At 72.8% G+C, this 18,013-nt stretch carries 16 protein-coding genes; 15 read left to right on the top strand and 1 reads right to left on the bottom strand.

All coding sequences use genetic code 11. The annotated features are described in order from the left end of the window. Positions 1-19 precede the first annotated feature (19 nt). The 4 genes from ABTX81_RS26620 to ABTX81_RS26605 are packed head-to-tail and all read left to right on the top strand — an operon-like array spanning position 20 to position 3,899. Positions 20-1,030 carry an ABC transporter permease gene (locus ABTX81_RS26620; RefSeq protein ID WP_350550208.1) on the top strand — a complete coding sequence of 337 codons (1,011 nt, stop codon included), beginning with the start codon at positions 20-22 and terminating at the stop codon, positions 1,028-1,030. Further along, a complete protein-coding gene (locus tag ABTX81_RS26615) occupies positions 1,027-2,097 on the top strand; it encodes an ABC transporter ATP-binding protein (protein WP_350550205.1) in 1,071 nt (356 codons plus the stop codon). The genes ABTX81_RS26620 and ABTX81_RS26615 overlap by 4 nt, the downstream gene beginning before the upstream one ends. A gap of 34 nt (positions 2,098-2,131) precedes the next feature. Continuing rightward, the gene (locus ABTX81_RS26610) at positions 2,132-3,196 is read left to right on the top strand and encodes an ABC transporter ATP-binding protein (RefSeq protein WP_350550203.1); all 1,065 of its coding nucleotides are present in this window, start codon (positions 2,132-2,134) and stop codon (positions 3,194-3,196) included. Between the two features lie 43 nt (positions 3,197-3,239). Beyond that, positions 3,240-3,899 (top strand): trimeric intracellular cation channel family protein, encoded by a 660-nt coding sequence (locus ABTX81_RS26605; protein ID WP_350550200.1) that lies wholly within the window; start codon positions 3,240-3,242, stop codon positions 3,897-3,899. Here the strand turns inward: ABTX81_RS26605 and ABTX81_RS26600 are convergent. After that, positions 3,835-4,590, bottom strand: coding sequence for an IclR family transcriptional regulator (locus tag ABTX81_RS26600; RefSeq protein ID WP_350550197.1), 756 nt, complete (start codon positions 4,588-4,590; stop codon positions 3,835-3,837). The genes ABTX81_RS26605 and ABTX81_RS26600 overlap by 65 nt on opposite strands. A gap of 236 nt (positions 4,591-4,826) precedes the next feature. On the opposite strand from ABTX81_RS26600, the gene ABTX81_RS26595 reads away from it, so the two are divergent. From ABTX81_RS26595 to gatB, 11 genes are all read left to right on the top strand, one after another. After that, positions 4,827-6,008 carry a cysteine desulfurase family protein gene (locus ABTX81_RS26595; protein WP_350550195.1) on the top strand — a complete coding sequence of 394 codons (1,182 nt, stop codon included), beginning with the start codon at positions 4,827-4,829 and terminating at the stop codon, positions 6,006-6,008. A 50-nt stretch (positions 6,009-6,058) separates the two neighbouring features. After that, positions 6,059-7,198: a tRNA 2-thiouridine(34) synthase MnmA gene (gene mnmA / locus ABTX81_RS26590; RefSeq protein WP_350550192.1), complete on the top strand. Its 1,140-nt coding sequence runs from the start codon at positions 6,059-6,061 to the stop codon at positions 7,196-7,198. A gap of 194 nt (positions 7,199-7,392) precedes the next feature. After that, on the top strand, positions 7,393-7,917 hold the full coding sequence (locus tag ABTX81_RS26585; protein ID WP_350550189.1) for an LOG family protein: 525 nt from the start codon (positions 7,393-7,395) through the stop codon (positions 7,915-7,917). 13 nt (positions 7,918-7,930) lie between these two features. Further along, complete coding sequence (locus ABTX81_RS26580) at positions 7,931-8,620, top strand: SDR family oxidoreductase (RefSeq protein ID WP_350550187.1); 690 nt, start codon at positions 7,931-7,933, stop codon at positions 8,618-8,620. A 37-nt stretch (positions 8,621-8,657) separates the two neighbouring features. After that, on the top strand, positions 8,658-9,668 hold the full coding sequence (locus ABTX81_RS26575) for a methionine synthase (RefSeq protein WP_350550184.1): 1,011 nt from the start codon (positions 8,658-8,660) through the stop codon (positions 9,666-9,668). A gap of 24 nt (positions 9,669-9,692) precedes the next feature. Continuing rightward, the gene (gene ligA / locus ABTX81_RS26570; protein WP_350550342.1) at positions 9,693-12,050 is read left to right on the top strand and encodes an NAD-dependent DNA ligase LigA; all 2,358 of its coding nucleotides are present in this window, start codon (positions 9,693-9,695) and stop codon (positions 12,048-12,050) included. A gap of 311 nt (positions 12,051-12,361) precedes the next feature. Continuing rightward, entirely contained in the window at positions 12,362-14,080 is a 1,719-nt protein-coding gene (locus tag ABTX81_RS26565; protein ID WP_502892864.1) for a putative bifunctional diguanylate cyclase/phosphodiesterase, read from the top strand. A 198-nt stretch (positions 14,081-14,278) separates the two neighbouring features. Then, on the top strand, positions 14,279-14,575 hold the full coding sequence (gene gatC, locus ABTX81_RS26560) for an Asp-tRNA(Asn)/Glu-tRNA(Gln) amidotransferase subunit GatC (RefSeq protein ID WP_035845952.1): 297 nt from the start codon (positions 14,279-14,281) through the stop codon (positions 14,573-14,575). A 5-nt stretch (positions 14,576-14,580) separates the two neighbouring features. Further along, positions 14,581-16,074 carry an Asp-tRNA(Asn)/Glu-tRNA(Gln) amidotransferase subunit GatA gene (gene gatA, locus ABTX81_RS26555; protein ID WP_350550180.1) on the top strand — a complete coding sequence of 498 codons (1,494 nt, stop codon included), beginning with the start codon at positions 14,581-14,583 and terminating at the stop codon, positions 16,072-16,074. Continuing rightward, positions 16,071-16,310, top strand: coding sequence for a hypothetical protein (locus ABTX81_RS26550; RefSeq protein ID WP_350550178.1), 240 nt, complete (start codon positions 16,071-16,073; stop codon positions 16,308-16,310). The genes gatA and ABTX81_RS26550 overlap by 4 nt, the downstream gene beginning before the upstream one ends. 91 nt (positions 16,311-16,401) lie before the next feature. After that, complete coding sequence (gene gatB, locus ABTX81_RS26545; protein WP_350550175.1) at positions 16,402-17,913, top strand: Asp-tRNA(Asn)/Glu-tRNA(Gln) amidotransferase subunit GatB; 1,512 nt, start codon at positions 16,402-16,404, stop codon at positions 17,911-17,913. Positions 17,914-18,013: the final 100 nt, after the last annotated feature.

Below are 18,013 nucleotides of genomic sequence, written 5' to 3'. Positions count from 1 at the left end.
CGGCCGGAGCCGACCAACTGTGTTTGCCTACATCATCCGCAGGATCCTCGCGGCCGCGGTGCTGCTGCTGGTCGTCAGCGCGGTCACCTTCGCGATCTTCTTCCTGCTCCCGCGCCTCGCCGGCGAGACGGTCGACCAGCTGGCCACCCAGTACATCGGGAAGAACCCGTCTCCCGAGGCGATCCAGGCGGTCAAGCAGAACCTCGGCCTCGACCAGCCGCTGTACACCCAGTACTGGAACTTCCTCAAGGCCCTGGTCACCGGCGCCGAGTACAAGTTCGGCCCGGAACCGGCCACCTGCCACGTGCCCTGCTTCGGCTACTCCTTCAAGAACCACCTGGAGGTCTGGCCCGAGCTGACCAAGCGGATCCCGGTCACCATCTCGCTGGCCATCGGCGCCGCGGTGGTCTGGCTGACCTCCGGCGTCACCACCGGTGTGATCTCGGCGCTCAAGCCGCGCTCGATCTTCGACCGGCTCTCGATGGGCATCGCGCTCGCCGGCGTCTCGCTGCCGGTCTTCTTCACCGGCGCGCTGCTGCTCACCGTGTTCAGCTACGAGTGGCCGATCCTGGACAACCTCCAGTACGTCGACTTCACCGACAACCCGCTGATGTGGGCCCGCAACCTGATCCTCCCGTGGATCTCGCTGGCCTTCCTCTACTCCGCGCTCTACGCCCGGCTCACCCGGGCCGGAATGCTGGAGACGATGAGCGAGGACTACATCCGCACCGCCCGGGCCAAGGGCCTGGCCGAGTCCAAGGTCGTCACCCGGCACGGGCTGCGCGCCGCGCTCACCCCGATCGTCACCATCTTCGGCATGGACCTCGGCCTGCTGCTCGGCGGCGCGCTGATCACCGAGCAGGTCTTCTCGCTCCAGGGCGTCGGCCAGTTCGCCGTCCAGGCGATCTCCGACAACGACCTGCCGAAGATCCTCGGCGTCACCCTGCTCGCCGCCTTCTTCATCGTCCTCTGCAACCTCGTGGTTGACCTCCTGTACGCCGCTGTCGACCCCCGGGTGAGGCTGTCGTGACCGAGCTCCAGAAGACCCCGGCCCGCGCGGCCGCCCCGGGCGGCCAGGAGGCCTTCCTCTCGGTGCGGGACCTGCGGATCCACTTCGACACCGACGACGGCCTGGTCCGCTCCGTCGACGGGGTCAGCTTCGACCTCGCCAAGGGCCGCACCCTCGGCATCGTCGGCGAGTCCGGCTCCGGCAAGTCCGTCACCTCGCTCGGCATCATGGGCCTGCACCGCTCCAAGCGGGCCCGGATCACCGGCGAGATCCGGCTCGACGGCGAGGAACTGATCTCGGCGGGGCCGGACCGGGTCCGCGAGCTGCGCGGCCGGCAGATGGCGATGATCTTCCAGGACCCGCTCACCGCGATGCACCCCTACTACACGGTGGGGCAGCAGATCGTCGAGGCCTACCGGGTCCACCACCCGCAGGCGAGCAAGAAGCAGGCCCGCGCCCGCGCCGTCGAGATGCTGGACCGGGTCGGCATTCCACAGCCCGACCGCCGGGTCGACGACTACCCGCACCAGTTCTCCGGCGGCATGCGCCAGCGCGCGATGATCGCCATGGCGCTGGTCAACGACCCCTCGCTGCTGATCGCCGACGAGCCCACCACCGCCCTGGACGTCACCGTCCAGGCGCAGATCCTGGACCTCATCCGGGACCTCCAGGAGGAGTTCGGCTCGGCCGTCATCATCATCACCCACGACCTCGGGGTGGTCGCCGAGCTCGCCGACGACATCCTCGTCATGTACGGCGGCAAGTGCGTCGAGCGCGGCCCGGCCGAGACCCTCTTCGACGCGCCCGAGCACCCCTACACCTGGGGCCTGCTGGGCTCGATGCCGCGCCTCGACCGTGAGCTGCAGGACCGCCTCGTCCCGGTCAAGGGCACCCCGCCCAGCCTGATCAACGTGCCGTCCGGCTGTGCCTTCCACCCGCGCTGCCCCTACGCCGGGCTGACCGGCGGGCGCTCCACCGAGGAGACCCCGGGTCTCACCGAGGTCGCGCCCGGACACCACGCCGCCTGCCACCTCGCGCTCGCCGAGCGGCACCGCATCTTCGCCGAAGAGATCGCGCCCCGGCTGTGAGCCCGGCCTCGTACCACCTTTCTGGAGAGAACCGATGACGGACACTCAGGCGGCGGGCATTCCTGCGCAGACGCCCGCCTCGGACCGGCGGCCGCTGCTCAAGGTGACCGGTCTGACCCGGCACTTCCCCATCCACAGCGGCCTGCTGCGGCGCCAGACCGGCGCCGTCCGGGCGGTCGACGGCATCGACTTCACCGTCCACGCCGGCGAGACCCTGGGCGTCGTCGGCGAGTCCGGCTGCGGCAAGTCGACGATGGGCCGGCTGGTCACCCGGCTCGACGAACCCACTGGCGGGACGGTCGAGTTCGAGGGGACCGACATCACCCACCTGGGCGTCGGGGCGATGCGGCCGCTGCGCCGCGACATCCAGATGATCTTCCAGGACCCGTACTCCTCGCTGAACCCCCGGCACACCGTCGGCACCATCGTCGGCGCGCCGTTCCGGCTGCAGAAGGCCGAGCCCGAGGGCGGGATCAAGAAGGCCGTCCAGGAGCTGCTGGAGCTGTGCGGGCTCAGCCCCGAGCACTACAACCGCTACCCGCACGAGTTCTCCGGCGGCCAGCGCCAGCGCATCGGCATCGCCCGGGCGCTCGCCCTGCGGCCCAAGATGATCGTCGCGGACGAGCCGGTCTCGGCGCTCGACGTCTCCATCCAGGCCCAGGTGGTCAACCTGCTCGACGACCTCCAGCGGGAGCTCGGCCTGACCTACCTGATCATCGCGCACGACCTCTCGGTGGTCCGGCACGTCTCCGACCGGGTCGCGGTGATGTACCTCGGCAAGATCGTCGAAATCGCCGACCGGGACTCGCTCTACCGCAGCCCGATGCACCCGTACACCACCGCGCTGATGTCCGCCGTGCCGGTGCCCGACCCGCGCCGCCGGCAGCGCGCCGGGCGCGAGCGGATCCTGCTCAAGGGCGACGTGCCCTCGCCGATCAACCCGCCCAGCGGCTGCCGCTTCCGCACCCGCTGCTGGAAGGCCCAGGAGATCTGCGCGAGCCAGGAGCCGCCGCTCGCCGCCGCCGCGGCGGGGCACCAGGTGGCCTGCCACTTCCCGGAGAACGCCGCCGCGGGGGGCAAGACGCTCGCCTCCGCCTGACCGCCCGATCGGAGGGGAGGCTCGGCCGGGTCACACTGGTGCGGTGACCTCGCAGATCTTCCCCTCCGACGTGCAGCAGTCGCTGGACCTCGTCGGCATCTTCGTCTTCGCCCTCTCCGGAGGGCTGCTCGCCGTCCGCAAGAACATGGACATCTTCGGCATCTGTGTGCTCGCCGAGGTCACCGCGCTCGGCGGCGGTGTGATGCGCGACCTCGTCATCGGGGCCACCCCGGTCGCCGCCTTCACCAACCTCGGCTACTTCGTCGACCCGCTGATCGCCGCCCTGGTCGTCTTCTTCCTGCACCCCGAGGTCGAACGGATCAACCGCGCCGTGCAGACCCTGGACGCGCTCGGCCTCGGCCTGTTCTGCGTCACCGGCACCGCCAAGGCCCACGACTTCGGCCTCGGTGCCGTCTCCGCCGTCGCCCTCGGCATGGTCACCGCCGCCGGCGGCGGTGTGATGCGCGACGTCCTGGCCGGCGAGATCCCCTCGCTGCTCCGCTGGGACCGCGAGATCTACGCGGTGCCCGCGCTGGTCGGCGCCGCCCTGGTCGCCGTCCTGATCGCGCTCGACAGCCTCACCGCCGCCACCGGCACCGCCGCCGCGCTCACCGCGTTCGTCCTGCGGATGCTCGCCCTCAAGTACGGCTGGCGCGCACCACGGGCCTGGCACCGCAACGGTTCTCGCACCAGCGAGGAGTAGGCGAGCCGCCGTACGCCAGCGAGATCGCCTCCGCCGTGCAGAGCAGCTCCGGCACCAGCCGTACCAGCTCGGCCGGCGACACCCGGTCCGCCGGCGCCGAGAGCGCGCACGCCGCGACCGCCCGCCGGTCGCTGCCCGCCACCGGCGCCGCCACGCTGGTCACCGCCTCCAGGTGCCCGGCCGACTCCGCCGCCCAGCCCCGCCGGCGCACCGCCGCCAGATCGTCCGGCAGCTCCTCCTCCGCCCGGCCGTCCTGCGGCAGCCCGGCCAGCAGCACCCGGCCGATCGCCGTCCCGGCGGCCGGCGCCCGCCGTCCGATCCGGGTCGGCAGACCGGCCGCGGTGCTCCACCGCCCGGTCAGCTCGTCCAGGTACAGCACCTCGTCGTCCTGCAGCACCGCCAGCTGCACCGTGCAGCCGAAGCGCTCGTGCAGCGCCGCCAGGTACGGCGCGGCGACCTGCCGCACGTCGATCTCCTGCAGGGCCCGCTGCGCCAGCGACAGCACCCGGCCGCCGAGCCGGTAGCGGCGGTCGGAGAGCCGGTGGACGAACCCGTGCTCCTCCAGCGTGCGCAGCAGGCGCAGCGCGGTGGACTTGTGCACGCCGATCGAGGTGGCGGCCTGCCCCAGGGTGACCGGGCCGTCGCCGAGCGAGCCGAGCAGGGTCAGGGCGCGATCGAGGGACTGCGACATTCCGCCCCCAACTCCCTGGTTCCGGTCCGGCCGCGTGGTGGTGGCCGTCAGGCTAACCGCTGGTGGACCGGGCCCCGTACCGGGGTTGCCCGGACGGGCAGCGGCGCGGTGCGCGGCGTCCGGTGGCCGGATCGGTTCGGTGCGGCTCGATGTGGTCGGCCGCGGCCCGATGCGGCGGACCGCGTCCGTCCGTGCCGGTCCGGTGTCGGCCGGGGGGCCTCTACAATCGGATGGTTATGCCATACCTGGACCATGCGGCGACCACGCCGATGCTGCCCGAGGCGATCGCCGCGATGACGGCGCACCTGGGGGTCGTCGGCAACGCCTCCTCCCTGCACGCGTCCGGTCGCCGGGCCCGCCGCGTGGTCGAGGAGGCCCGCGAGTCGCTGGCCGAGTCGCTCGGCGCCCGGCCCAGCGAGATCGTCCTCACCGGCGGCGGCACGGAGTCCGACAACCTGGCCGTCAAGGGCCTGTACTGGGCCCGCCGCGGCGCCGACCCGGCCCGCACCCGGGTGCTGTGCAGTCCGGTCGAGCACCACGCGGTGCTGGACGCGGTGCACTGGCTCGCCGAGCACGAGGGCGCGACCGTCGACTACCTGCCGGTGGACGCGTACGGCCGGGTCCACCCGGCGGCGCTGCGCGAGGCGATCGAGCGGGACCCGGCCTCGGTCGCGCTGGTCACCGTCATGTGGGCGAACAACGAGGTCGGCACCGTCCAGCCGGTCGCCGAACTCGCGGCCGTGGCCGCCGAGTACGGCATCCCGGTGCACGCCGACGCGGTGCAGGCGCTCGGCCAGGTCCCGGTCTCCTTCGCCGGCTCCGGGCTCACCGCGCTCACCGTCACCGGCCACAAGATCGGCGGCCCGTTCGGCATCGGCGCGCTGCTGCTGTCGCGCGGCGCGACGCCCGTCCCGCTGCTGCACGGCGGCGGCCAGGAGCGCGACGTCCGCTCCGGCACCCTGGACGCGCCCGGCGCGGCCGGCTTCGCCGCGGCGGCGGCCGTCGCCGTCGAGCGGCGCGCGGAGCACGCCGTCACGCTGGGAGCGCTCCGCGACGAGCTGGTCGCCTCGGTGCTGGCCGCCGTCCCGGACGCGGTGCTCAACGGCGACCCGGCGGCCGAGGGGCGGCTGCCCGCCAACGCGCACTTCTCCTTCCCCGGCTGCGAGGGCGACGCGCTGCTGATGCTGCTCGACGCCCAGGGCATCGAGTGCTCCACCGGCTCGGCCTGCTCGGCCGGCGTCCCGCAGCCCAGCCATGTGCTGCTGGCGATGGGCGTCGACCCGCTGCTGGCCCGTGCCTCGCTGCGCTTCTCGCTCGGCCACACGTCGGTCAGGGAGGACGTCACCACCCTCGCGGAGGCGATCGCCCCGGCCGTCCAGCGCGCCCGCAACGCGGGCCTGGCGGCCGTCCGGCGGTAGGTTTTTCCGAGGGCGGGCGCTCGCCGGGACCACGTACTCTTGGTGGCATCATGACTGACTTCCCGGGTGCCCCGACCGCTCCGTCCGCCACTGGCCGCCTGCGCGTGCTCGCGGCGATGTCCGGCGGGGTGGACTCCGCCGTCGCCGCCGCCCGAGCCGTCGAAGCCGGGCACGAGGTGACCGGCGTGCACCTGGCGCTCTCCAGCAACCCGCAGTCCTTCCGGACCGGCGCGCGCGGCTGCTGCACCATCGAGGACTCCCGGGACGCGCGCCGCGCCGCCGATGTGATCGGCATCCCGTTCTACGTCTGGGACCTCGCCGAGCGCTTCCGCGAGGACGTCATCGACGACTTCGTCGCCGAGTACGCGGCCGGGCGCACCCCCAACCCGTGCCTGCGCTGCAACGAGAAGATCAAGTTCGCCGCGCTGCTGGACAAGGCGATCGCCCTCGGCTTCGACGCCGTCTGCACCGGCCACTACGCCCGGATCGTCGACCTCCCGGACGGCTCGCGCGAGCTGCACCGGGCCGTCGACGCGGCCAAGGACCAGTCCTACGTGCTCGGTGTGCTCGACGCCGACCAGCTCGCCCACTCGCTCTTCCCGCTCGGCGACACCACCAAGGACGTCATCCGCGAGGAGGCCGAGCGGCGCGGCCTGGCCGTCGCCAAGAAGCCGGACTCGCACGACATCTGCTTCATCGCGGACGGCGACACCCAGGGCTTCCTGGCCAAGCACCTCGGCACCGCCACCGGCGACATCCTGGACGTCGACGGCACCAAGCTCGGCGAGCACGACGGCGCGTACGGCTTCACCATCGGCCAGCGCAAGGGCCTGCGGATCGGCCGCCCGGCCGCCGACGGCAAGCCGCGCTACGTCCTCGACATCTCCCCGGTGCACAACACCGTCACGGTCGGCCCGGTGGAGGGCCTGGACGTCACCGGCCTCACCGCCATCCGCCCCCGCTGGTGCGGCACCGAGCCGCCGGCCGACGGCCGTTACACCGCCCAGCTCCGCGCCCACGGCGAGGAGGTCCCCGTCACCGCCTCGGTCGTCGACGACACCCTCCACGTCACCCTCGACACCCCCGCCCGCGGCATCGCCCCCGGCCAGGCCGTCGTCCTCTACGACGGCCCCCGTGTCATCGGCTCCGCCACCATCGCCACCACCCACCGCCCCGCGGTCCCCGCCTGACCGCGGGCTCGCCCGGTCCGGCGGCGAGATCCCGGTTCCCGGGCCCTTCGGGTTCATGCTGGGCTTGGCGCCGCCCGTCCCGTACGGCTCCTGACCCTCGGCGTGGACGCAGACCCAGCCGTCGTCACAGCCGAGCCGGCTGCCCGTCAATTGGGTAGTGGGCGAATCGGCCGTCGTGATAGACCGATAGCACTATGGATATCTGTGTCTTCTGCTCCGCCGCCTCGCTCGACGACCGCTACTCCGCTCCCGCCGACGAGTTCGCCCGGCTCCTCGGGGAGGGTGGGCACACCCTGGTGTGGGGTGGTTCGAACGCCGGCCTGATGGGGACGCTGGCGGACGGCGTGAAGGCGGCCGGCGGGCGGCTGGTCGGGATCTCCGTCGAGTTCCTGAAGCACAAGGCGTACCAGGGGGCCGACGAGCTGGTCACCACCGCCGACCTCGCGGAGCGCAAGGCGATGCTGCTGTCCCGGGCGGACGCGGTGGTCGTGCTGGTCGGCGGGCTGGGCACGCTGGACGAGGTCACCGAGGTGCTGGAGCTCAAGAAGCACGCGCTGCACGACAAGCCGGTGGTCGTGCTGGACACCGAGGGCTTCTACGCGGGCCTGCGCACCCAGCTGGAGCGGATGGACGCCGAGGGCTTCCTGCCCCGCCCGCTCGCCGAGCTGGTCACCTTCGCCGACACCCCGGCCCAGGTCTTCGAGCAGCTGAAGGCCTGAGAGGATCGGGACCATGGCCTCTCATCTGATCACCGGCGCCGGCTCCGGCATCGGCGCCGTCCTCGCCGAACGTCTCGCCGAACGCGGCGACGAGCTCTGGCTGCTGGCCCGTGACGCCCGCCGCGCCGCCGAACTGCGCGAGCGGTTCCCCGGCGCGAGGACCCTGGTCGGCGACCTCGCCGACCCGGGCAAGCTGTCCTGGGCCTTCGGGCACCAGACGCTGCCGGTCGAGCTGGACTCGCTGCTGCACGTGGCCGGCATGGTCGAGCTGGGCCCGGTCGGCGACCTGCCGGTCAAGGCCTGGCAGGACACCCTGAACGTCAACCTGGTCGCCCCCGCCGAGCTGACCCGGCTGCTGCTGCCCTCGGTGCGGCTGGTGAAGGGGCACGTCGTCTTCGTGAACTCCGGCGCCGGCCTGCGCGCGAGCGCCGAGTGGTCGGCGTACGCGGCGAGCAAGCACGGGCTGAAGGCCCTCGCCGACGCGCTGCGGCTGGAGGAGCACGGCCACGGCGTGCGGGTCGCCTCGGTCTACCCGGGCCGCACCGCCACCGCGATGCAGGCCAAGGTGCACCAGCAGGAGGGCAAGGCGTACGACGCCGGCCAGTGGATCGAGCCCGAGTCGGTGGCCAAGGCGGTCCTGGCGGCGCTGGACGCCTCCCGGGACGCGGAGATCACCGACATCACGGTCCGCCCGGGACGCTGAGCGGAGCCGGCCGGCGGCGCGCACTAGGCTCGGGCGGGTGAGCAACGGACACCCCTTCCCCGACCTGGTCGGCGCCGCCACCGGCGTCGGCTCGCTGCCCGGCACCGACGCCCGGGAGGCCGCCAAGACGTCCACCGGTGCGCTGGAGCACCTGCCGTTCCTCCCGGAGCTGCCCGACCGCGGACCGGGCGCCGACATGATCGGCCGCTCCGCCGGCCTGCTGGTCGAGCTGTTCGCGCAGACCGAGCCGAGCGGCTGGCGCTTCACCGACCGCCCCGGCCGGGACACCCGGCGCGCCCACTCCTGGCTCGGCGAGGACCTGGACGCGCTGGAGGAGTTCACCCAGGGCTACCGGGGCGCGCTGAAGGTGCAGGCGGTCGGCCCGTGGACGCTGGCGGCGTCCGTCGAGCTCAAGCACGGCGAGAAGGCGCTCGCCGACCCCGGCGCCTGCCGGGACGTCGCCGGCTCGCTCACCGAGGGCCTGCGCCGCCACCTCGCCGACGTCCGCAAGCGGATCCCCGGCGCGGAGGTGGTGCTCCAGCTGGACGAGCCCTCGCTGCCCGCCGTGCTGGCCGGCGAGGTGAAGACCGCCAGCGGCTTCCAGCGGCTGCGCGCCGTCGACCGGCAGGTGGCGGAGGAGGCGCTGCGCGAGCTGATCCGCGGGCTCGACGCGCCCGTGGTGGTGCACTGCTGCGCACCCCGGGTGCCGCTGCCGCTGCTGCGCCGGGCCGGGGTGGCCGGGGTCTCGCTGGACTTCTCGTTGCTGACCGAGCGTGAGGACGACGACCTCGGCGAGGCGGTCGAGGCGGGCACCGCGATCCTCGCGGGTGTCGTCCCCTCCACTGACCGGGCACTGTCAGACCCGGCCGGTAGTGTCCAGGGTGTCAGGACGTTGTGGCGCAGGCTCGGGTTCGCCCCGGAGCTGCTGGGCCGCCGGGTGCTGGTGACACCGACCTGCGGGCTGGCCGGGGCCTCCCCGGCTTATGCGCGCACCGCGTTGTCACTCAGCGTGAAGGCGGCCCAGAGCCTGGTGGACAACCCGGAATGAGAGATTGACGGAGGGCTTGCGGTGGTGGCTGTCGAGGGCTGGGAGGACGTCCCGGCGGAGGTGCGCAAGCGGCACGCCGAGCTGGCGGCCGAGATCACGGACCACCGGGCCCGCTACTACGAGCAGGACGCGCCGATCGTCAGCGACGCCGAGTTCGACGCGCTGATGCGCGAGCTGGAGGGGTTGGAGGCCGAGCACCCGGCGCTGATCACCCCGGAGTCGCCCTCGCAGAAGGTCGGCGGCGCGCCGACCCTGCTGTTCGCCCCGGTCGAGCACCGGGAGCGGCTGCTCAGCCTGGACAACGCGATGGACGACGAGGAGCTGGCCGCCTGGGCCGAGCGGGTCGCCACCGAGCTGTCCGGCATCGAGTACCACTACCTGTGCGAGCTCAAGGTGGACGGCCTGGCCGTCAACCTCACCTACGAGAACGGCCAGTTGGTGCAGGCGGCGACCCGCGGCGACGGCCGGGTCGGCGAGGACATCACCGCCAACGTCCGCACCATCAAGGAGATCCCGCACCGGCTCCAGGGCGACAACGTCCCGGCGCTGGTGGAGATCCGCGGCGAGGTCTACTTCCCGACCGAGGCCTTCGAAGCGCTCAACGCCTCCTTCGCGGAGGAGAACGAGCGCCGCCGGGTGGAGAACGAGGAGCGCGCCAAGGAGGGCAAGCGGCCCCGGGCGATGATCCGGCTCTTCATGAACCCGCGGAACGCCGCCGCCGGTTCGCTGCGCCAGAAGGACCCGCTGGTCACCGCCTCCCGCCCGCTGCACATGGTGGTGCACGGCATCGGCGCGCGCTCCGGCTTCGACATCGACTGCCAGTCGCACGCCTACGACCTGCTGCGCGAGTGGGGCCTGCCGACCGCCCGGCACAACAAGGTGGTCGGCACGCTGGAGGAGGTGCGCGCGTTCATCAAGCACTTCGGCGAGCAGCGGCACTCGGTCGAGCACGAGATCGACGGCGTGGTCGTCAAGGTGGACGAGATCGCCCTGCAGGGCCGGCTCGGCTCCACCTCGAAGTCCCCGCGCTGGGCGATCGCCTGGAAGTACCCGCCGGAGGAGGTCACCGGGAAGCTGGCCGCGATCAAGGTCGGCATCGGCCGCACCGGCCGGGCCACTCCGTACGCGGTGCTCGCCGAGCCGGTGAAGGTGGCCGGCTCGATGGTGCAGTACGCGACCCTGCACAACCAGGAGGTCGTCAAGGCCAAGGACGTCCTGCTCGGCGACACCGTGGTGCTGCGCAAGGCCGGCGACGTGATCCCGGAGATCCTCGGCCCGGTGTACGACCTGCGGGACGGCACCGAGCAGGCGTTCGTGATGCCCTCGCACTGCCCCGAGTGCGGCAGCGAGCTGCGGGCGATGGCCGAGGGGGACATCGACCTGCGCTGTCCCAACGCCCGGTTCTGCCCGGCCCAGATCCGCGAGCGGATCGCCTTCCTCGGCGGGCGCTCGGCGCTGGACATCGAGGGCCTCGGCTATGTCGCGGCCACCGCGCTGACCCAGCCGCTGGAGCCGGCCGAGGCGCCGGTGGGCAACGAGGGCGACATCTTCGGCCTGACGGTCGAGCAGCTGCTCCCGATCAAGGTGCTGGTGCGCGACCAGAAGACCGGTATGCCCAAGCTCGACGACGAGACCGGCGAGGAGAAGGAGGTGTTCTTCTTCGCCACCACCGCCGGCGCGCCGAAGAAGAACACCGGGCTGATGCTGGAGAACATCGAGAAGGCCAAGGACCGTCCGCTCTGGCGGTTCCTCAACGGCCTCTCGATCCGGCACGTCGGCCCGGTGGCCGCCCAGGACCTCGCCCGGGAGTTCCGCGACCTGGACGCGATCTTCGCGGCGAGCGAGGAGCGGCTGGCCGCCACCGAGGGCGTCGGCGCGGGCACCGCCCGGTCGATCATCGAGTGGTACCAGGTGGACTGGCACCGGGAGATCGTCGAGAAGTGGCGCGCCGCCGGCGTCCGCTTCACCGAGGAGGCGACCGAGGAGGAGGGCGAGCGCCCGCTGGAGGGGCTGACGGTCGTCGTCACCGGCACGCTGGCCGGGCACACCCGGGACGGCGCCAAGGAGGCGCTGACCTCGCGGGGTGCGAAGGTGACCGGGTCGGTGTCCAAGAAGACCCACTTCGTGGTCGCCGGCGACAACCCGGGGTCCAAGTACGACAAGGCCGTCCAGCTGGGGCTGCCGGTCCTCGACGACGACGGCTTCGCGATCCTGCTGGAGCAGGGGTCGGCCGCCGCCCGGGTGCACCTGGGGCTGCCGGCCGAGCCGCCGGAGGAGCCGGTGAAGAAGGCGCCCGCGAAGAAGAAGGCCGCCGCCGCGAAGGAGGCCGAGGGGGAGACGCAGCCCACCGGGGAGCCCGCCGCCGAGCCCGCCGGGGACTGACCCCGCGCGCGGAAGCGCCGAATCCGGCTTGTTATCGTCCTGATGCAACGTCATCGGGTGCCGCACAGTGTTTACGGGCATCGTGTCACTGTGCGGCACCGGGGCGCGGTGGCGTATGTCCGGTTGTCCGAAAGTCTGCCCGTCGGGTGAGGCCGCGCATACCCTGGAGCGCAACAGAGTGTCAGCAGGGGTGGGGGTACCGGCTGAGCCGGACTCCGGGGGCCGCTCCATGCCCGGCAGGCTGCCGGTACCGGTACGGTGCCTCACCGCTAGGCGGCCTGACGGGGCGGGCCCGACGGAGGACAGGGCTTATGGATCGTACGACCGGCGGCGCTCCCACACGCCCGCCGCACGGGGTGGCGGGGGCCGTCCTGCTGCTCGGCGTGCTGCTGGCCGGCGCGGCGCCGCTCATCCCGCTGGCCGTGCTGGTCTACCGCTACGAGGCGGAACTGCTGCCGCTGTTCGCGGTGCCGCTGGCCGTCCTGGTCGCCGCCTGGCGGATCGCCCGTGACCGGGCGCGCGACCAGCTCACCGACCCGCTGACCGACCTGCCCAACCGCCAGGCGTTACTCCTCGCCGCCCAGGAGTCGATCGCCGAGCACTCCGAGGGCTACAGCGTCGGTCTGATCCTGCTCGACCTCGACCGCTTCCGATCGCTCAACGACACCCTCGGCCACACCGCCGGCGACCGGCTGCTGGTCCACATCGCCCGCCGGCTGCACCGGGCCCTGCGCTCCGGCGGGGCGGCCGGCAGCGCCACCCGCGAGTCCATCGACGACGTCTTCGCCGGCCTGCCCCGGCACTACCGGGGCCGCCCGATGGTGGCCCGGATGGGCGGCGACGAGTTCGCCGTGCTGCTGCCCGGCATCGGCTGCCCGGACTCGCTGGAGAAGGTGGCCAAGGCGCTGATCGCCGAACTGGCCGCGCCGATCCGGCTGGACGGCCTGCTGCTCGTCCTGGAGGCCAGCGCCGGCGTCTGCGTCTTCCCGCAGCACGCCCAGGACGCCGAGTCGCTGCTGCGCCGCGCCGACGTCGCGATGGGCCACGCGCAGCGCGGCCGCACCTCGGTCGAGCAGTACGACGAGGCGCAGGACGCCGACACCCCGTACCGGATCGGCCTGCTGGGCGACCTGCGGCGGGCCCTGGAGACCGGCGAGGTGCAGCTGCACTACCAGCCCAAGGTGGCCTTCGACGGCCGGGTGGTCGGGCTGGAGGCGCTGCTGCGCTGGGAGCGCCCCGGCCAGGGCCGGGTCTCGCCGGACGAGTTCGTCGGCCTCGCCGAGTCCAGCGGGCTGATGCCCAGGCTCACCGACTACGTGCTGGAGGCCGCCGTCGGCCAGCTCGCCCACTGGCGCGAGCAGGGCCTCCAGGTGCAGGTCGCGGTGAACGTCTCGCCGCGCGACGTGCTCAACCCCGGCTTCGCCCAGCGGGTCGCCGGCCACCTCGTGCGCCACCAGGTGCCGGCCCACGCGCTCCAGCTGGAGATCACCGAGCGGCTGCTGCTGGACGACTCCCGGCGGGCCGCCGACACCCTCGCCGAGCTGCGCGGCTACGGCGTCGGGATGTCCCTGGACGACTTCGGCACCGGCCACTCCTCGCTGGTGCGGCTGCGCAGCCTGCCGGTCGGCGAGCTGAAGATCGACCGCTCCTTCGTCTCCCGGATGGTCGCCGACGACCACGACGCGGCGGTGGTCCGCTGCTCGGTCGAGCTGGCCCACTCGCTCGGCCTGACCGTGGTCGCCGAGGGCGTCGAGGACGACGAGACCTGGGAGCGGCTGAACTGCATGGGCGTGGACGCCGTGCAGGGCTGGCTGGTGTCGGCGGCGCTGCCGGCCGAGCAGGCCACCGCCTGGCTGCGGGTGCACCGCACCGGCGCCCCGCCGGTGGAGCGGCTCGCCGCGGCCTCCGCCGACCGGCTGCCGCCGGTGATCAAGCCCGCGCTGCCGCCGGTGATCCAGGCGGTACAGGCCGCCGCGCTGGAGATCCAGGCGCCCAAGCAGCAGAGTTGGGCGCCGACCCGCCCGCAGTGAGCGGCGGTGCGCGGCGGCGCGCGGCGGTGGTGACCCGGGCCCACCGCTGGTCGTTGGCCGGTGGCCGGGCCGCGCCCCATAGGATGGTCACCACAGACCACGAGGACGGGAGCGCCGGACCGGCCGCTCCCGGCCCGGGCCCGGTGCCGCCGGAAGGCGGATCCGGGCCTCACCAGAACTCACCCTGAGGATCGCTGCATGCCTGGCATCACGCGCGAGGAGGTCGCCCACCTCGCTCGGCTGTCGCGTCTTGAGTTGCAGGCCGAAGAGCTGGACCACTTCGCCGAGCAGCTCGACGTGATCATCGGCGCGGTCGCCCGCGTTTCCGAGGTCGCCGGACAGGACGTCCCGCCCACCTCCCACCCGCTGCCGCTGACCAACGTCATGCGCGCGGACGAGGTCCGGCCGTCGCTCACCCCGGAGCAGGCGCTGGCCGGCGCCCCGGCCGCCGAGGAGCAGCGTTTCCGTGTGCCGCAGATCCTCGGGGAGGACTGACCGAGATGACCGACCTGATCCGTTACACGGCCGCCGACACGGCCGCCGCCATCGCCAAGGGCGAGGTCTCCGCCGTCGAGGTCGCGCAGGCGCACCTGGACCGCATCGAGGCCGTCGACCAGAAGGTCAACGCCTTCCTGCACGTCGACACCGAGGGCGCGCTGAGCGCGGCCCGGGTCGTCGACGAGAAGCGCGCCAAGGGCGAGGAGCTGGGCCCGCTGGCCGGTGTCCCGCTGGCGCTGAAGGACGTCTTCACCACCAAGGGCGTGCCGACCACCTGCGGTTCGAAGATCCTCGAGGGCTGGATCCCGCCGTACGACGCCACCCTGACCTCGCGGCTCAAGGACGCCGGCGTCGTCATCCTCGGCAAGACCAACATGGACGAGTTCGCGATGGGCTCCTCCACCGAGAACTCCGCCTACGGCACCACCGGCAACCCGTGGGACCTCTCCCGGATCCCCGGCGGCTCCGGCGGCGGCTCGGCGGCCGCGCTGGCCGCCTTCGAGGCCCCGCTGGCGATCGGCACCGACACCGGCGGCTCGATCCGCCAGCCCGGCGCCGTCACCGGCACCGTCGGCGTGAAGCCGACCTACGGCTCGGTCTCCCGCTACGGCCTGGTGGCCTTCTCCAGCAGCCTGGACCAGGGCGGCCCGTGCGCCCGCACCGTGCTGGACGCGGCGCTGCTGCACGAGGCCATCGCCGGCCACGACCCGCTGGACTCCACCTCGATCGACGCGCCGGTCCCGGCCGTGGTCGAGGCCGCCCGGAGGCGCGACGTCCGCGGCATGCGGATCGGCGTGGTCAAGGAGTTCGCCGGCGAGGGCTACCAGGCCGGCGTGATGCAGCGCTTCAACGAGTCGGTGGAGCTGCTGCGCGAGCTGGGCGCCGAGGTCGTCGAGGTCTCCTGCCCGTCGTTCACCCTGGCGCTGCCCGCGTACTACCTGATCGCGCCCAGCGAGGCCTCGTCCAACCTGGCCCGCTTCGACGCGATGCGCTACGGCCTGCGGGTCGGCGACGACGGCACCCGCTCCGCCGAGGACGTCACCGCCCTGACCCGCGAGGCCGGCTTCGGCCCCGAGGTCAAGCGCCGCATCATCCTCGGCACCTACGCGCTCTCCTCGGGCTACTACGACGCCTACTACGGCTCGGCCCAGAAGGTGCGCACGCTGATCTCCCGCGACTTCGACGCGGCCTTCGCCGGCGTGGACGTCCTGGTCTCGCCGACCACCCCGACCACCGCCTTCCCGATCGGCGAGCGCGCCGACGACCCGATGGCGATGTATCTGGCCGACCTCTGCACGATTCCGTCCAACCTGGCGGGCAACGCGGCGATGTCGCTGCCCTGCGGCCTGGCTCCGGAGGACAATCTCCCGGTCGGCCTGCAGATCATCGCACCCGCGATGGCGGACGACCGCCTGTACCGCGTGGGCGGCGCCGTCGAGGCCGCACTCAACGACAAGTGGGGGCACCCCCTGCTGGAGGAGGCACCGGCACTGTGAGCAAGATCGAGAAGGCCAAGGGCTTCAAGCACTCGAAGCCCGGGCTGTGGCTGTCGATCGGGACCAGCGCGTTCGGCGCGATCTCCATCGTCAAGGACGTCCGCAGGGCCCGCGACGAGAGCGACACCCTGAAGCTGGTCAACGCCCTGGTCGGCGCCGCCGCCCTGGTCACCGGCACCGCCCTGCTGGTGCGCGAGCTGCGCCGCCTCGGCGACGACGACGTCCTGCTGGGCTGACCGAGCCCCTGAGGCCCCGGCCGGTACCCCGCTGTTCAAGGGGTACGGGCCGGGCCCGCACCACCGAAGACTTTTGAGTGAAGGGGACGCTGTGAGCGTCAAGAACCTGGTCTCCTACGAGGACGCTCTCGCGTCGTACGACCCGGTGATGGGCCTGGAGGTCCACGTCGAGCTGGGTACCAAGACCAAGATGTTCTGCGGTTGTTCGACCGAGCTGGGTGCCGAGCCGAACAGCCAGGTCTGCCCGACCTGCCTGGGGCTGCCGGGCTCGCTGCCGGTGGTCAACGCGGTGGGCGTGGAGTCGGCCGTCAAGATCGGCCTGGCGCTGAACTGCGAGATCGCCGAGTGGTGCCGGTTCGCGCGGAAGAACTACTTCTACCCGGACATGCCGAAGAACTTCCAGACCTCGCAGTACGACGAGCCGATCGCCTTCAACGGCTACCTCGACGTGCAGCTGGAGGACGGCTCGACCTTCCGGGTGGAGATCGAGCGCGCCCACATGGAGGAGGACACCGGCAAGTCCAGCCACGTCGGTGGCGCGACCGGCCGCATCCACGGTGCGACCCACTCGCTGCTGGACTACAACCGGGCCGGCATCCCGCTGATCGAGATCGTCACCAAGCCGATCACCGGCGCCGGCGAGCGGGCCCCCGAGGTCGCCCGCGCGTACGTCGCCGAGCTGCGCGAGGTGATCCGCTCGCTGGGCGTCTCCGAGGCCCGGATGGACAAGGGCCAGATGCGCTGCGACGTCAATCTGTCGCTGCGCCCGAACGGCACCGAGACCTTCGGCACCCGCTCGGAGACCAAGAACGTCAACTCGCTGCGCAGCGTCGAGCGGGCCGCCCGGTTCGAGATCCAGCGGCACGCCACGGTGCTGGTCGACGGCGGCACGATCGTCCAGGAGACCCGGCACTTCCACGAGGAGGACGGCTCCACCACCAGCGGCCGGATCAAGGACAACGCCGAGGACTACCGGTACTTCCCGGAGCCGGACCTGGTGCCGATCGCGCCCTCCCGCGCGTGGGTCGAGGAGCTGCGCGCCGCGCTGCCCGAGCTGCCCCGGGTCCGCCGGGCGCGGCTGCAGGCCGAGTGGGGCCTGTCGGACAAGGACATGCAGTCGGTGCTGAACGCCGGCGCCGTCGAGCCGATCCAGGAGACCATCGCCGCCGGCGCCCCGGCCGACCAGGCCCGCAAGTGGTGGATGGGCGAGCTGGCCCGCCGCGCCAACGAGACCGGCACCGAGCTGGCCGAGCAGCCGATCACCCCGGCGCAGGTCGCCCGGGTCACCGCGCTGGTCGCCGAGGGCAAGCTGAACGACAAGCTGGCCCGCCAGGTCATCGAGGGCGTGCTGGCCGGCGAGGGCGAGCCGGACGAGATCGTCGAGAAGCGCGGCCTGGCCGTCGTCTCGGACGACTCCGCGCTGGGCGCCGCGGTCGACCAGGCCATCGCCGAGAACGAGGCGATCGCCGCCAAGATCCGCGACGGCAAGGTCGCCGCGGTCGGCGCGCTGGTCGGCGCGGTCATGAAGGCCACCCGGGGCCAGGCCGACGCGGCTCGCGTCAAGGACCTGATCCTGGAGCGGCTCGCCGTGGAAGGACAGTAGGCGCAGTCCGGAGAAGCTGGGCGTCTCCGCCTGAGTTTCCAAGGCGTCTAAGGCGATCTAAGGCCTACTTAGCCGCCTGAGGCCCGGTCTTACCCCCTGC

This window comes from Kitasatospora sp. NPDC097605, from assembly GCF_040302725.1.
Lineage (GTDB): Bacteria > Actinomycetota > Actinomycetes > Streptomycetales > Streptomycetaceae > Kitasatospora.
The sequence above is the reverse complement of the archived record's forward strand: the minus strand, read 5'-3'. Positions and strand labels throughout refer to the sequence as shown.

What these genes read in the sequence shown, in the direction of transcription:
- gatA (WP_350550180.1), top strand. Translation starts at nt 14,581, where the DNA reads ATGACCGACCTGATCCGTTACACGGCCGCCGACACGGCCGCCGCCATC.
- ABTX81_RS26600 (WP_350550197.1), bottom strand. Translation starts at nt 4,590, where the DNA reads ATGTCGCAGTCCCTCGATCGCGCCCTGACCCTGCTCGGCTCGCTCGGC.
- ABTX81_RS26595 (WP_350550195.1), top strand. Translation starts at nt 4,827, where the DNA reads ATGCCATACCTGGACCATGCGGCGACCACGCCGATGCTGCCCGAGGCG.
- ABTX81_RS26585 (WP_350550189.1), top strand. Translation starts at nt 7,393, where the DNA reads ATGGATATCTGTGTCTTCTGCTCCGCCGCCTCGCTCGACGACCGCTAC.
- ABTX81_RS26580 (WP_350550187.1), top strand. Translation starts at nt 7,931, where the DNA reads ATGGCCTCTCATCTGATCACCGGCGCCGGCTCCGGCATCGGCGCCGTC.
- mnmA (WP_350550192.1), top strand. Translation starts at nt 6,059, where the DNA reads ATGACTGACTTCCCGGGTGCCCCGACCGCTCCGTCCGCCACTGGCCGC.
- gatC (WP_035845952.1), top strand. Translation starts at nt 14,279, where the DNA reads ATGCCTGGCATCACGCGCGAGGAGGTCGCCCACCTCGCTCGGCTGTCG.
- ABTX81_RS26610 (WP_350550203.1), top strand. Translation starts at nt 2,132, where the DNA reads ATGACGGACACTCAGGCGGCGGGCATTCCTGCGCAGACGCCCGCCTCG.
- ABTX81_RS26565 (WP_502892864.1), top strand. Translation starts at nt 12,362, where the DNA reads ATGGATCGTACGACCGGCGGCGCTCCCACACGCCCGCCGCACGGGGTG.